Origin of the sequence: Streptomyces sp. NBC_00344 (genome assembly GCF_036088315.1) — a bacterium.
Classification (GTDB): domain Bacteria; phylum Actinomycetota; class Actinomycetes; order Streptomycetales; family Streptomycetaceae; genus Streptomyces.
The window spans coordinates 1,434,982-1,449,646 of the sequence record NZ_CP107996.1 but is presented as its reverse complement, the minus strand read 5'-3'; the positions used below and the strand labels follow the sequence as shown (position 1 = coordinate 1,449,646).

8 protein-coding genes and 1 pseudogene are annotated in these 14,665 nt (G+C 67.7%); 3 read left to right on the top strand and 6 right to left on the bottom strand.

Annotated elements, in window-relative coordinates; genetic code table 11:
- Positions 1 to 59: 59 nt before the first annotated feature.
- Together OHS16_RS06485 and OHS16_RS06480 are read right to left on the bottom strand one after the other, a co-directional pair.
- Positions 60 to 695 (bottom strand): hypothetical protein, encoded by a 636-nt coding sequence (locus OHS16_RS06485; protein ID WP_328536213.1) that lies wholly within the window; start codon positions 693 to 695, stop codon positions 60 to 62.
- Positions 692 to 1,924: an AAA family ATPase gene (locus tag OHS16_RS06480; RefSeq protein WP_328536212.1), complete on the bottom strand. Its 1,233-nt coding sequence runs from the start codon at positions 1,922 to 1,924 to the stop codon at positions 692 to 694. The genes OHS16_RS06485 and OHS16_RS06480 overlap by 4 nt, the downstream gene beginning before the upstream one ends.
- A gap of 270 nt (positions 1,925 to 2,194) precedes the next feature.
- On the opposite strand from OHS16_RS06480, the pseudogene OHS16_RS06475 reads away from it, so the two are divergent.
- Positions 2,195 to 3,241 (top strand): annotated as a pseudogene (locus tag OHS16_RS06475) (beta family protein).
- Positions 3,242 to 3,277: 36 nt separating this feature from the next.
- Here the strand turns inward: OHS16_RS06475 and OHS16_RS06470 are convergent.
- From OHS16_RS06470 to OHS16_RS06460, 3 genes are all read right to left on the bottom strand, one after another.
- Positions 3,278 to 7,153, bottom strand: a complete 3,876-nt coding sequence (locus tag OHS16_RS06470; RefSeq protein ID WP_328536211.1) for a caspase, EACC1-associated type — start codon at positions 7,151 to 7,153, stop codon at positions 3,278 to 3,280.
- On the bottom strand, positions 7,150 to 7,557 hold the full coding sequence (locus OHS16_RS06465; protein ID WP_328536210.1) for an effector-associated constant component EACC1: 408 nt from the start codon (positions 7,555 to 7,557) through the stop codon (positions 7,150 to 7,152). Before OHS16_RS06465 ends, OHS16_RS06470 begins: the two co-directional genes overlap by 4 nt.
- Positions 7,558 to 7,657: 100 nt before the next feature.
- The gene (locus OHS16_RS06460; protein WP_328536209.1) at positions 7,658 to 8,107 is read right to left on the bottom strand and encodes an ATP-binding protein; all 450 of its coding nucleotides are present in this window, start codon (positions 8,105 to 8,107) and stop codon (positions 7,658 to 7,660) included.
- A gap of 148 nt (positions 8,108 to 8,255) precedes the next feature.
- On the opposite strand from OHS16_RS06460, the gene OHS16_RS06455 reads away from it, so the two are divergent.
- A complete protein-coding gene (locus OHS16_RS06455; protein ID WP_328536208.1) occupies positions 8,256 to 9,110 on the top strand; it encodes a helix-turn-helix domain-containing protein in 855 nt (284 codons plus the stop codon).
- On the top strand, positions 9,107 to 9,370 hold the full coding sequence (locus tag OHS16_RS06450; RefSeq protein ID WP_328536207.1) for a DUF397 domain-containing protein: 264 nt from the start codon (positions 9,107 to 9,109) through the stop codon (positions 9,368 to 9,370). The genes OHS16_RS06455 and OHS16_RS06450 overlap by 4 nt, the downstream gene beginning before the upstream one ends.
- 86 nt (positions 9,371 to 9,456) lie before the next feature.
- Here the strand turns inward: OHS16_RS06450 and OHS16_RS06445 are convergent, their stop codons facing one another.
- Positions 9,457 to 14,658 carry a class I SAM-dependent DNA methyltransferase gene (locus tag OHS16_RS06445; RefSeq protein WP_328536206.1) on the bottom strand — a complete coding sequence of 1,734 codons (5,202 nt, stop codon included), beginning with the start codon at positions 14,656 to 14,658 and terminating at the stop codon, positions 9,457 to 9,459.
- Between the last annotated feature and the right edge of the window lie 7 nt (positions 14,659 to 14,665).

The following is a 14,665-nucleotide window of genomic DNA, read 5'->3' as shown; positions in this document are numbered from 1 at the left end:
GACCACCGTATATGCGCTGTGATGCGACATCGCCGCAGCAGGTGGAGTCCGGGCCTCGGCTACCAGGCGGACAGTTCGTCCATGAATTCCTGGAACGAGCGGTTCTTTCCGTCCGGCTTCATGAGTGTGCCGTCCTCCTCGAAGGCGTTCTCCATGATCTTCGGTGCGTGTGACACCAGATATGAAGTCTTCCACCCGTGCTCCGTGAGTCTTCGCTTGGGGTCATCCACTTTGGTGAGATCGCAACCTCGGTATTTGTTGTGCAGGGTCCATCCGGAGTCGAATTTCGAGAACGCTCGGGGGAACTGCATGAGCCATGCCTCGGTCTCAAAGGCAGCCAAGGCGAGAGCGGAGGGGCAGGGGAACGTGTTGCTGAGCTCGGAAGCGATGCGTTCCCGGACTTTGGTATATCGCGCGTCGTCCACGGCGTCCAGATCGACGTGGACCACGATTCCGGTCAGCTCCGAACCGACAGCAGCCGTATCTGCCAGTCGGCGAATCTCATCCACGCGCGGTCTCAAGTGTTTGTCGGCTTCGGTGAGTACGACCTTCTTCCTAATATTCGCAATTCTCGTTTTGGGGTGCACAGATTGGATGAGGTGGCGGAGTACCTGCCTGTCGTAATCGCTCTCACCCGCTACAACTATGACCGGACGATTGCCCTTTCCCTTGCTCGGCCTTGCTTTGGAGCTCACAGGCCGCCCCCCAGGGTGTTGGCGAACCACAGTTCGCCGATGGGCATACCTTCGGATGCTTCGATGCGTTCACGCACCTCATCCGTAGTGAGGGCGGGAATGACTGATGCGCCGTCCCGGCCGCGTTCACAGACGACGAACTCGTCCGGTTCTAGCTCATCGACGAAGGCGGGTGAGTGGGTGGTGACCAGGAACTGTCCCCGTCGGCTTGCCTCGCGCAACCTCCCGGCGAGGAGTTCCAGAGCGTGCGGGTGGATCCCGTGGTCAATCTCCTCGATGCAGGTCAACAGAGGAGGGTTCGGATCGTGGAAGATAGCCAGGAGGCAAATAAGACGCACGGTGCCGAAGGAGGCGTCCTGTAGGCGGGTGCGTCCTCGCAGGCTCTCCTCTTCCAGCTCTACCGAGAGGTAGCCAGCCATCCCCGGGACGTCCACCAAATGAATGTCGTGGATCTGGGGAACAACCGTCCTGACGTCGTCCAGCAATGCCTCCCAGATGACCCTGCGACCGTCCTTTTCCTTGTCCTTGAGGTCACGCAAGGTCTTGAGGAAATCAGCCAGGTTGGAGGCGTCGTCCTTCAGATGGCGCCCTTCATCAGTGATCGCAGAGGGCTCCCGCGCGGCGCGCACATTCGGGTCGAAGACCCGGATCTGCTTGAGGTGCCGTGCTACCTCGTTCATGCTCGTGGCCGGGGGGCTGTCCGAGGGAAGCGGCGCTGCCTTATGAAGCGCCGACGCCATGCGCCCGACAGCGGGGTGAGGCGCATCGGTCTCGCTCTCCAGCGGACCGGCGACTGTCATGCGGTCGCCGGACAGCTCGACGGCGGTCACAGCGCTTTCCACCGAGTGCTGTGTGAACAGCTCTCGCCGGTACATCGTGAACCGCTGGCGGGAGGCGTCCGGCAGCCGGCGCCGAGAGACGCTCAGCGCATAGCGGTCAGGGCTCTTCGATGACGCGAAGTCCGACCAGATGCCCTCAAGGCTGACCGAGATACGCGATACCGGCTTACGGCCTCCGCGGAAGGCCAGGACGTCGAAACCACCTCGATCATCGACCGCGGCCTCGATCCCCTGTCGACCGATGTCTCCCAAGAACTTCAAGGCATGCAGGACGTTCGACTTGCCTGCAGCGTTGGGCCCCACCATCACTGTCAGCGGACCCAGGGGCAGTTTCACGTCCGTCAGGGTGCGGAAGTTCCGGACCGTCAGTCCGAGTATGCGGTGGTTCACGCGCCTCGTGCCCAATCAGGGAGCAGCCGGGCACAGCTCGGCCGGTTCGACAGGAGTCAGCCACGGCGGATGCACCGTCATACGCGTGTGTGACGCGAAAGGTTCGGCTGCCGAGCACCACGAACAGTACCTCCCTGATCACAGAGCTACCAGGTTCTTGCGCGTTCCAGCCACCCGGGCCGAAAAGGCGTCATTCCGTGAAATGGCGAGGGGGCAGACCCTGAAGAGAAGAGGGAAATAGGGCACGGGCAGAGCCAAGGGGGAGCCGTCATGTCCGGACCGCTGTACGTTCCCGTCCTGCCGGCGTCGCCGCACGCAACCGCGGCATACCAGCAGTTGAGTCCGGCCGTTCAGGGAGCGGTGGTGCCGCTCTGGAATCTTCCGCCACGTCATGGGGCGGCCCTCGACGTACTCGTCGCACACACGCGGCGGGAGGCGCATGCTGTGAGCCGGGTGCAGCATCATCATCCGGCCTGGATCGACACCCCGTTCGCCGGAGAGCTCCAACTGAGGGCCTTCATGTCGGTGCTGGCCGACCTCTGTGAGTTGAGCGCACTGCGTCCGATCACCGGGCCCGGCCGCCCCGAGTTCCAGCAGGCCGCCGCGCTGGAGGTAGCGCGGCGCTGTGGGAGTGGCGTCGGTATACGTGTCGCACTCCCGGGGGAGTGGGACGACCACGCCGCCCATGCTGTTCGCGCGCTGCTCGACCGCCTGGATCCCGCCGACGAGGCGGATCTGCTCCTCGACCTGGGTGCGGTGCTGGGCGATCGTCCCGCTGCCGGAAAGGAGGCACTGCGCGCGCTCGACGCTCTGATGCCCCTGACACCCTGGCGGACCGCCGCCTTTCTGGGCGGTGGGTTCCCGTCCGTGACCGCGCAGATGCTGGAGGAGGGACTGCGCGCCGAACCTCGCACGGACTGGCGCGCCTGGCGTGAGCTGACCGCCGCCGCTCGCGGCTACATCCCGTGGCTCAGCTTCGGCGACTACGGTATCCAGCCCGCCCGGGCTATCGCACGCGAACCGTCGGCGGGCGGGGGCGGCCCCGCCTGGGGCGTGCTTCGTTACACCACCGCCGAGTCGTTCGTCCTTGCCAAAGTACTGGCACGGGGCGAGGATCGGACCGCCGTCAACCGGGACGCGGCCCGGTAGCTGCTTGAACTGCCGGACTTCCGGGGCACGGTGGCCGGTGCGGGGGAGAGCTGGCTGCGGGACTGCGCGCGCGGGCACGGTCCGGCGGGCACCGGCAATGCCTCCGTCTGGCTCCGTGTCGGCAACATCCAGCACATGACCTACGTCGTGCGGACCTTGCGGGCGTGACCGCGCACCTCTGCCGCTGTTCGCCTGCCCGATGCGTCAGGTGAACAGCGGCTCCAGCACTGACTCGCCGGCCAGGATCCGCCACGCCGGGACCCGGATCGTCCGGGTCACCGGCCCGGTCTTCGCCCCGGCGCCGCCGGACGGCAGGCCGGTGAGCAGGTCGCCGCGCGCGTGCGTCAGCCGCAGGTGCCGGGCTGGATCCTGGTCGTTGCGGGGACCGGGATCGATCAGCACCGCGGTGTTCGTGCCGTCCGCCGTGAACAGCAGATCCACCGTGTGTCCGCCGACGAGCGCGGCGCGCTCAAGATCGGTGATCCCGCGTACCCCCAGGTACTCCTGGAGCCGGTCGGCGAGCTCTTCGCGGACGCCGGAGACCGTTTCCGGCCTGACAGCGCTGTCCTGGTCGGCGTACGCGTCCGTGCGCAGCACCGCCGACCGCTCCGCGAGCAACGCGGGCAACCCCGCCTGTTCCTGCCAGAACGCGTGACTGCCGACGGTGATCAGCTGGGACTTCGCCCGGGTGACGGCCACGTTCCACAGGTTGGCCTGGCTCGCCACCCAATGCGTCGTACGAGGTGGGGTATTGCTGGTCGCCACCGGGCTCAGGACCATGACGTCGCGCTGCCCGCCCTGGAAGGCGTGCACGGTGCCCACCCTGACCCGCTCGCCGTCCGCCCAGACGCGGGCGAGCGCCTCCTTCTGGGCCCGGAACGGTGTGACCACACCGACCGTCGCGTCCTTCGGTAGCCGTAGCAGCAGCTCGTCCACCGTCTCCCGCACCCGCCCCGCCTCCGCCGCGTTGCGCCATGACTGACCGCTGCCACCCCGCGCCGACTCGCCGTGCGGCACGTCCACCCAGCCAAGCACCGGCGCCGGATCGGCCTTGCCGAACGGATCAGAAGCCGGAACCTGCCTGCGGACGTCGGTGAGAACCTGCAACTGCCCTGCGTAGCAGTATCCGTTGACGATGTCCGCGATCGCCGGATGGCAGCGGTAGTGCTCGTCGAGCAGCAGCGCCGACTCGCCGTGCTGCGCAGCCGCGTGGTACGACGCGTACACGTGGTAGGCGAGCCGGTGGTCCTCCAGCTGTGCCGCGCTGAGACCGGCCCGTTCCCGCGCCTGCCGTTCCTGCTGTGCCGTGATGCCGGGGATGTGTCCGAGCTGCATGGGATCACCGATGATCAGTGCCCGCTCGGCCCGGAACAGCAGGGGAAGGACCGCCGGGATCGAGCACTGGCTCGCCTCGTCGATCACTACCAAGTCGAAAAGCTTCGGAGCGAGTTCCAGCTGGCGCACCGAATGCGTGCTGATGGCCCACGCCTTGAGGTGCGCCATCAGGTTGCGCTGGCTCTTCTGGAAGCCCGACCGTCGGCGCAGCGCCTGGAGCCGCTGGCCCATGAGCGAGCGTCCTCGGGTCATGGCCTCCGCCGCCACCGCCCGGGCCAGTTCACCCGACACTTCCGACAGTCCGGCGGCCGTCTCCAGCCGGGCCCGCTTCAGCCCCTCCTCGTCCTGGCCGAGGACCCGCGGCACGAGTTCTCGCACTGCACGCTCCACCGCCACGGCCTCTGCAAGGGCGAGCAGGAGCTCGGGCGGCACCGGCCGAGCCGAGGCCCAAGGCGGCCACGGGTCGGCCGGAGCCGTACCGGACGCGGCGACCAACGCCGAGAGAGCCCGCCCTCGGCGCCATCGCCCGAAGGCGAACCATCGGGCGGCGGCGGCCCTCCGGGCCTGCTCCTCCCAACGGGAGAGCGCGTCGGTCTCACTGCCGGACCAGACCCCTTCCACCAGTTCGACAGCCAGCTGAAGATCGTCGGCCTGCCGGGCACGCTGCCGCAGCAGCTCCACCAGGTGCGTCTCCTCGCCCACCAGCCGCGCCGCTTCTGCCCGATGGGTGGCCGATCGCGCATGCCGGTTGCGCAAGTCACCGGCCACGGTCGCCGCCCCGCGCCCGGGGGTCTCGATGGGCAGGCTGAGCAGCCCTTCCAGTTTCGCGGCCTCGCGCTCCAACGCCGCCGCGTTACCCGTCCGCATGAGCAGCCCGGGCGAGATCGCGTCACAGCGCTCGGCCACCACGTCCACGGCGTCGTTGTTCGTGGACGCGACCAGCACGGTCTGACCGGCGGCGACGGCGGTCGCGACCACGGCCGTCACGACCTCGCTCTTGCCGGTACCAGGCGGCCCGGTCGCGACGGTCAGAGGGCGTGTCATCGCCGACCGGATCACCAACTCCTGGCTCTCGTTGCACGGCCCCGGGGCGACGATGCAGGGAGCTTCGCGGCTCATGTCTGCTCCATTACCGCCCGTCAGGAGCGCGTCCAGCGAGGTGCCGGAATTCTGCGCAGTACGGGTCGACATCTGGAGCAGGTTGTCCATGAGGGCCTCGGTCGCGATCCGTTCCACACCCGAGGGCGCGAGGAGAACCGCAGCGTTGTGGGCGCCGGGCCGCAGCGAGTCCATCACGGACCGCTCGCTGAGCGCCGACAGGTCAAGCGGCTCCAGTTCCGGAATGCTGAGTTCCGTCAGGAGTTCCCGCACGGCCCGCACCATCTGCGTGCCGTTGCCCTCCTGCCACGTCGGCTGCCAGCGGGCGAGGAGCTCGGCGGCTTCGTCGTCGTCCAGCAGGTCCGTGATCAGCTTGGTGTGAAGCGAGGGGACCCCGTTCGGGCGGAGCTTGTCACGGCCGTCCTCGTCGGGGGCGAGCTCCATCGACTGGATCAGCAACGGCGCGATCTGCACCGCAGCCCGGCGTCGGCCGTCCCCACCGCGCTCGGGGAGGGTGATCGCCGGATACCCGTACCAGTACTCCTGGAGCCCGGCACCATCGGCCGACCTCGCTCCTGTGCTCTTCGGCCTCGGTAGTTGGGAAGGAGCGGGAAGGGAGGGGCCGAGCCCGGACTGGATCGTCTCGGAGCCCTGCCCCAGCAGGAAGTACGCGGATCCTCGCCCGCTGTCCCGGTCGGGAAGCATGCCCGACGCGGCCTGCGCGCTCAGGCAGTGCACGTAGTAACGCAGCAGCCGTTGCCGGTCGACGCCGTCCCGGGCGTCGAGCCCGGCCAGTTCCCGTGCCTTGAGCAGCGCGGGGGAGGAGTTCTGGTCGGCTCGGGCGCTACCGCCGCCGGGCAGGGCGGGAAGGTTCACCGACCGTGCCACGGAGCGTGCGAGGGGAAGCGTATTCGTCGCCCGGATCGTGGACTTGGTCGGCCGCTGTTCCTGCGGCACGCCGGCACGCACCATCTGCGCGGTCAGGTACTCGAAGAGGTCGTCCGGCGTGATCCAGCCGCTGTCCTTGATGCGCCCCGAGCGCAGACCCTCCACGATCTCACCGGTGAACCGGGAGGTGCCGAGCGAGGACCCGGCCGGGGCCATCGCCGAAGCGGCCTGGAGGGCGTCGGATGCGGTGATGAAGTACACGCCGGTCGGATGCAACAGAGTGCTGGGCGCGGGCCGGGCATCCGAGTCGGCCGCACCCTTGGAGGTCCACCCCTGTACGACCGAGCCGCTGGAGCAGCAGTCCAGCAGCACCACCTTCGAGGACGCCCGGCAGGATTGGAGCATCCGCTCCAGGAACTCGGCGGGCACCGCAGTTCCCGGCAGGTCGTCCGGATCGGCGTCGCGGGTGAGGAAGTACAACTGGCCGTCCGCCTCGCAGAACTCCCCGTGGCCACTGAAGTAGAGCAGCGCGGTCTCGATGGGCTGCCGTTCCTCCAGGAACGTCTCGATCGCGTGCAGCATCTCGGCGCGGGTCGGCTCGGCAACCATCGCGCAGTCGTTGTACATACCGATTTCGGTGCTCTCCAGCACCGCCCGCATGTAGTGCAGGTCGGCCTTGACAGGCGGCAGATCGTGGTAGCCGTCGCTGTCGTACGTGGATACGCCGATGAGCATGGCGTACCGGTCGTTGTCACTCACTCCGGAGCCGGTCCGTCCCCCTGGCGGTCCTGCGAGCTTTCGGAGAGAAACCGCTCGATCCGCTCGTCGTCGGCCCGTGCCTCCTTGCCGGAGATACGCAACGTCGCCCCGTCGGGCCGGGTGACGACGATGGTCCGCTGCGGCACGCGGGCCAGCCAGATCTGAACGGCTGCGGCGACCATGGAACCGCCGCCGAACACCAGCCCGATCAGGTCGGTGACGGGTCCGCCCTTGAGGCTGCCGTCGGTGGCCGGGGCCTGCGGCCAGGGGACATCGACGGAGGCATGCGGATCGATGTCGACGATCGCGGCGAGCAACTCGCGCGCTTCGCGCCGGGCGCGCAGTGGGTCCTCGTCAACGATGGAGACGCGGTAGCCCGCCGGCCCCGCGTGGATGGTGCTCACGTTCGATGTCCCCCTTGGCTCCCCGTGCGGCGGACACACGGACCGGCAAGGCTATCGGGAGCGTGGTGCGAAGCCCCCGTGAGTATCCGAAACCGGCTGGTCAATGGCGGGAAACGCACAGCTCGGCCCATACGGTCTTGCCGGGCGCGTCGGTGCGCGGCAAGACCGCCCAACGGCTCGCGAGCCCGGCCACGACGAGCAGCCCACGCCCCGACTCCGCGTCACCGGGCGGCACGTCGCGGGACAGCAGGGGTACGCGCTCGGTGCGGGTGTCGGTGACCTCGACGCGGAGGATGTCGGCGCTCTCGGTCAAACGGAGGTGGAAGTCCCGGCCGGCGACATGGCCGTGGCGCACGGCGTTGCCGGTGAGCTCGGCGGCGATCAGCGTCAAGGTCTCGTTCGCGGCGGACGCGTAGGGGTGGCCCCAGGTGTCCAGCCGGTGGGAGACCAGCCGCCGGGCGAGGCGGGCCCCACGTGATGAGGAGGTGAAGCGCATCGAGAACTCGTGGGTTCCAACTGGCGCTGGTGCGGGCGAAGTTTCGCTGTGCATGGGGTACACGCTTCCGCCGCCGATCTACGGTTGAAAGAGACGGTGCGCTTACGGCCGGTGGCTGTACGCGACCGGTCTGCGCTTGTAGGCGGTACGGAGCGTGACGGTCGACGCCGAGCGGCGTTGGCGGGTGGAGGTGATGCCGGGCATGAGCGAACTGACGCGGTCGGCTGACGAGGATCCCAGGGCAGAGCCGGACTCGGGGGCGGGATCAGCGATCCTGCGGGTCTTCGGCCGCCAGCTCAAATGCTTCCGGCTGCGCGCGGGTCTGGAGCGGCGCGAGTTCGGAGACCGGTTGGGCTACTCGGTCTCGACGATCGCCGCGTACGAACAGGGTCGCCGGGTGCCGCCTCCGGAGGCCATCGACCAGGCGGACGAGCTGCTGGATGCGGGCGGTGTCCTGAAGGAGATGAAGGAGGAGGTTGCGCGGACGCAGTTCCCGGCCTTCTTCAGGGATGCGGCGAGGCTGGAGGGGGAGGCGGTCGAGCTGCACGTCTACGACACGCATGTGGTCAACGGGCTGTTGCAGACGGAAGATTACGCCAGGGCAGTCTTCCGCTTGTGGAGGCCGCTGTTGGAGCAAGAGCTGATCGATGAGCGGATCACGGCCCGCATGGCCAGGCAGGCGATATTTGCTCGGCGACCGCGTCCCCACCTGAGCTTTGTCATCGAGGAGGCCGTCCTCCGTCGACGCATTGGCGGCGACCGGGTCTGGCGAGGTCAACTGGAGCAGATCATCCTCATGGGGCAGGAGCGGAACGTTGACATTCAGGTCATGCCGCTGTGTCTAGGCGACCACGCCGGGCTGGGAGGCCCCTTCACCTTGATGGAAACGAAGGAGGGGCGGAGGATCGCCTACACGGAGGTACAAAGCGACAGCCGCCTGCACACTGAACGGAACAGGGTTCGGGAGTTGGAGGCCACGTACGGAACAGTCCGTGCGCAGGCGAAGACTCCGCAGGAGTCGCTGGCCTTGGTCGAGGAACTGCTGGGAGAGAGATGAACGAGGAGCGGTCGAGGCGCGCGATTGGTGCGCTCGTCTGGTTCAAGAGCAGCTACAGCGCAGGTGACGGCGGTCAATGCGTTGAAGTGGCCCTGGAGTGGGGCAAGTCAAGCTTCAGTGGTGAGGAGGGCGGTGAGTGCTTCGAGACGGCGGCCTGTCCGCATGGTGTGCACGTGCGTGACTCGAAGGACACGGCCCGCCCCAGCCTGACAATCAGCCCTACCGCCTGGACCTCATTTGTCAGCTCTGCGCACCAGTAGGACGTGCCTAGACCAACAAGGGGGTCTGTCCACGGCACTCAAGTGTCGCGGACAGACCCCTCCCTAGGCGCTACGCCAAGCGATCACTATTCCGGTGGCTCATGCTTCAACCGCTTCGCGGCTCGGAGGGACCAGCGGCCTGCAGCGATCTCCGCATCCAGCCGCGCCTGGAAGTGCGCGTGCGCGGCCCGCATCTCGGCTACGCGGTCGGCCTTGTAGAAGGGTGCCGTGTAGCCGACGGGGGGCGGGTTGGCGGCCGGGTCTTCCAGGTGGGCGAGCAGGTCGAGATAGTCCTGCTTGGTCTGGCCGTAGCCGAACGTGTTGAAGTCGCTGGCGATCTTGCGGCCTTTGGAATCGAAGTAGCTTGCCGCCTCGTAGTCGTACAGCTGCGGGTAGCGGGACTTGAAGATCGTGGCGAGCTGGTCGGCGGTGATGCCTAGCCAGACGGCGACTAGGGCGTCCAGCTCAACCAGCGCCGCCCGGCGCTCATGCTCCGTCCGGAGCGGGGTGGTGTACTCCCAGGTTGGCTTGAGGCCGGTGGCTAGGGGTTTGAGATGGGGCCAGTCCGGGTTGGCCCAGCCTTCGTAGCCCGACCACTGGCGGTTGAACAACTCTGCCCAGAGTGGGGCGTAGTGGGAAGTCAGGGCGTTCAGACGGAGTGTACGGAGGAGGAGAGCGGAGGCCAGGGGGTGCCCGGGCTCAGGTGCGGGCATCTGATTCGCTTCGCTGACCTGTAGGTGCGAACGGCTCGTGATGCGCAGGAGGTAGTCGAGAGGCAACGCTGCCCAGAACCCTGCGTTGAGAGCAGTCAGACGATTGCTCTCCAAGGCCATGGAATGCACCGTGTGGACGTGGGCAGGGCCAGGTGGGAAGAGGGCTGCCAATAGGCTGCGATAGGTGTTGAAGGGAATCATGGTTCGCCACGCCAGCCGGAAATAGGAAGTAAAGGGTGCTCCGTTCCAGGAGTTTTGAGCGGAAGTGTAAGATGTCCGATCTGTGGCTCGCACGTAGTTGGTCACTGGTACGTACGCCTCCGGCAATGCCGTAGGCGACACAGGTTCCCAGTCTCTGTGATTGTGGCAGGGAGTCCTTGGCTGCTTTGTGAAAGGATGGGCGACTGAGATGTGAGGCCCTTGCAGGATGACATCCTCTTGCTCGGGAACAGCTTGGTTACCCCATCGGATCAGACCGTCTTTCTTGGCCCCGGCTTCGTGGTATCCGCTTGTGATCATCGGCTGATAGCTGGCGAGAGTAGTGTCGTGAGCGGCAAGCGCCTCGATAGCCGTCTGCTCGCCACGCAGGAGGGGATAGAGCAGGGGTGCATCTGTTGCCGGTCCCGATGAGCCCGTCAAGGTCTGCCAGATGGTGAGTAGCGCGGTGTCGACATGCACTACGCGTTCTAGATGCGGCCGCACGTCCCAGATGTCGCCGTATCTGATGCCAGGCGCTTCGCCCTGGCCGCCATGAACCAGAGATTCGGGCAGGACTTCGGCGGCGCGTAGCTCGCTGACGTGCAGGAAATCTGGCTCGCGTGGAACGCTGTAGATATGCGTTCCGAATTCCTGAGTCCGTCCGAGGTCATCAAACGCCCAGTTGGCCGAGTTGACGAAATGTCCATGCACCCGTAGATGGCGGTATGCGGCTGCCCGGAGCGCGCCTTCGCGAGCTCCACCGAAGTGCGTGTCCGGGTGGATGAGCCCTGCGCTCCCGTCATGAGCCATATGCCGCCAGACTTGCGCCATGAAGGCGCGATAGAGATCTCCTTGGGTTCCTACGAGTAGCTGATATGCGCCGGGGCTGCCCAGCACGGCGACGGTTCCTTCGTGCGCTGCCAACTCGTTTAGGAGATAGGCAGGGCTTCCATCAGCGGTCTCCAGTACCTCCTGCCTGCGCAGGCGCCATTCCGCTGCGCTTGGCCGTTCCTCCAGTACAAACCACGGCTCCAGCTCAGCCAGAACCAAGTCTTCCTGCCACCGCGGCCTCACCCAAGGCGGATTCCCCACCTGAAGATCGAATCCACCCCGCCCCCCAAACACCTGAGCGAACTCCAACTCCCAGTGGAAGAACCCCTGCCGCTCCGCGACATCACTCGCGACACCCACCCAGGGGAACCGCCCTTCCAGCCAGTACGACCGGTCCATGCCCATCCAGTCGGGCAGATCGTCCTCGTACCGCTCCAGCGCGTCCAGCGAGTCGAACGACGCGACCAGCGACTCTGCCGGCACATCGTGCGTGCCGAGCAGTGCCTCCGCGAAGTCCAGCCAGTCGCTCAGGTCCGCGAGCGGGATTACTTCGCGGCGCTGCCCGGCGAACGCCTGCTCACCCTTGCGGGCACCCTTGCGGCGCTTGTCGATATCGCCGCGCTTGATCTCCTTCACCGTGACGTTGCCGAGGAGGTCGACCTCCTCGTACGTACGGATCACCTCACCGGCCGTACCGCCGACACTCGTCGCACCTGAGGCCCCGCCCCCCGCCTCGGCGGCGTCCTCCGCCCGCGCGTACCTTCCGTCCGCCCCATCGAGGAGCCCCACCTCCTGCACCGGCCAGAACCACAGCGCGCACCAGGCATCCATGACCTTCTTCAGCCGCCAGTACGGGGTGTCCACCGCGAGCAGGTCCGCCAGCACCTTCTCTCGCGGCACGGCGTCCTTCGGCGACCGCAGCCACCCGTCCTCCGCGCCCCACACATCCACGCGCCGGGAGATCTCCCGCTCGGAGATCGTCAACCGCTGCACCACCAGGTCCCACAGGTACTCGGCCCGGCGCGCCAGGCCCTGAAGGCGGGCGGTCTGCTTCGGGGTCGGGGACTTGGTGATCGCCTTGCGCCACGCGCCCAGCGCCTTCGCGGCCTCGGGTGCCAGCGCCTTCGCCTCCTTCTCGGCGGCGACCGCGCCCCACTCCTTTGCCGGAAGTAGGAAGTGGTGGACCGCCCCCTCGGGCAGCGGCGTGCCCGACAGCGCGTCCGCCAGCGGGTGGCGCTCCGGCGTCGTGCCCAGCCAGCCGCCCTTCCTCAGACGCTCCGCCGCGTACACCTCGCGCCGGCCGCCGATCAGGGAGTTGCCCCGGCGCAGGTGCAGGCCGAACCACGGGGCCTCCATGCCCGGGTGCATCGTGTTGAGCCACAACGAGACCTCGGCCAGCTCGACCGCCGTCTCGTTGAGGTCGACGCCGAACGAGTTGTGCAGGGCGATGTACGCTTTGGCCTTCTGGAACTCGACCGCGTACTGCTCCGTGTCGATGTACTGGCCCCGTTCCTGCTGCCGCCGGCGCAGGTACTCGGCCGCGACCTGGTTGATCGCCTCGTTGAGGAACGCGCCGGAGCCGAGGGCCGGTTCGCAGATCTTCCAGTCCAGCAGCTCTCGCGCCTCGGTGGTCGTGCCGTCCTGGTCCAGGCGGTGCTGGAGGGCCAGCTGGACGGTGACCTTCGTCAGGGATTCCGGGGTGTAGTACGAGGCCGAGGTCTGCCGGTCGCGGCCCGAGAGCCGGTAGACGAACGAGCCCGGGGCGTAGCGCACCCGCAGTTCCTCGCCCGTGTCCTTGTCCTGCCGTTTGACGAAGACCGCGTCCCGGTATTCGTCCGTCTTCGACTTCGGGACGAGCCAGGAGCCGTCCTTCGGGTCGCCGCCCTTGGCGACCTCGTAGAGCTCCTCGCCCGCGATGAAGCCGCTGTACGACATCAGGCCCTCGTACACCGCGCCCAACTGGTTGATGCCCAGCTGGGCGTACGAGATGAAGCCGCCGCGTTCGCCCTTCTTGCCCTTGGTGAGCATGAGCTTGTGCAGGACCTCGTACAGCGTGGCATTGCGCAGCCGGGTGTCCAGGTAGCGGACGTCCTCTCCCCGGGCGAGGGCTTCGTCCGAGTCGTGGCGGGGATCGGGGATGGAGTCCGAGCCGATCAGCCGGATCGACTCGCGTTCGAAGAGCTTGGAGTGCAGAGGCTCGAAGCGCAGGCCGAGGTCCTCGCTGGCCTTCGCGTCGACGGCCTCGGCCGCCTCCCCGTGCGTGCGGCGCGACCGGTAGCCGTCCTGAACCTTGCGGAACAGCAGGTCCAGGGACTCGTACAGATAGAAGCCCTTGCGGGACTTCTCGTCGATGAGGTCCCGCTCGGCCACGAGCTCGCCCAGCCGTCCGAGGCCGTAGCCCAGCTGGTACTCGGGGTAGTCGGACGGCAGGATGCCGAGCTCCGGGCGGGCCTCGGCGTACAGCAGGAACAGGATGCGGTAGAGGTAGCGCAGCGATTCGCGCGTCAGCTGCTTTCCGAGTTCGGGGAGTTCGCCGATGTCCTGCGGGCGCACCCCCTGCTCGTACAGGCGCTCCAGCACCTCGTTGGCGATCAGTTCGACGCTCACCCGCAAGCCGTCGCGGAGCTCGCTGGAGACGCCCACCGCGTGCTTGGTGGACTTGCCGACGAGTTCGGCGAGGGGGTTCTCGCCGCCCTCCTCCGGGGTACGCAGCGAGTCCGCACCGAACAGCGCCGCGACCGTGTCGAGTTCGCCGCCCGCCCTGGTGTCATTGCGCTGCAGTGCGGTATCGAGGGAGACCGCAAGATAGCGGCCCTCGCCCCACACCACGCGGTCGGCGAGGACGATGACGCCGCCGACGAGCAGCAGGACGTAACGCGGCGCGTCCTCGCAGGCGAACAGGAACGACGCCAGCTTCGACCCGGTGGCCAGGGCGTCGGTGCCGCCCAGGGGCACCGGTTTCAGGAGCCGGCCCGGGCCGTCGGGGTCCAGGGCGGCATCGGGTTCGGCGGCCCAGCCGCAGTCCACCGCGACGAGGCCCGTCTCGGCGTGGGCGACCGGGATCTCGTAGGTCTGCCGGGCGCGTTCCACGGTGAGGGTTCGCGGCTTGGCGTCGTAGCCGAGGGCGCGGAGCACGTCGGCGTTGAGGTCCCGTACGCGCTCCCGCCAGGCCGGGGCGCCGTACGTCGCCGAATCGTCCTCGGTGTCGGGAGAGGCGGTGGCGCCGTCGGTGTCCTCCGGGAGCGCGAAGGAGGACCGCGCCCTGAAGTAGTCCCGGCGCAGCGCCCGCAACCCCGCACGCGGGGTGACAGGGAGTGCCACACCCTTCGGCTCCCGCACCGTGCCCAGTTCGGCTGTGGGTGTCTCCTCGTCCGAGGTGCCGGCCGGTGCCGGGGTCGACGCGACCCTGTCCGTCGGTGGCTTGGCTGCCTCCTCCCGCTCCTTCCACGTCTGGAGCAGGCCCGACTTGAGGTCCTTGGGCAGTACCTCGGCGAGGTAGTGGGCGGAGAAATAGTCGCCGCGGTTGACCAGGGAGTCGTACGTCATGACAGGG

Coding starts and splice junctions, on each gene's coding strand:
- OHS16_RS06460 (WP_328536209.1), bottom strand. CDS start 8,107: ATGCACAGCGAAACTTCGCCCGCACCAGCGCCAGTTGGAACCCACGAG.
- OHS16_RS06445 (WP_328536206.1), bottom strand. CDS start 14,658: ATGACGTACGACTCCCTGGTCAACCGCGGCGACTATTTCTCCGCCCAC.
- OHS16_RS06455 (WP_328536208.1), top strand. CDS start 8,256: ATGAGCGAACTGACGCGGTCGGCTGACGAGGATCCCAGGGCAGAGCCG.
- OHS16_RS06450 (WP_328536207.1), top strand. CDS start 9,107: ATGAACGAGGAGCGGTCGAGGCGCGCGATTGGTGCGCTCGTCTGGTTC.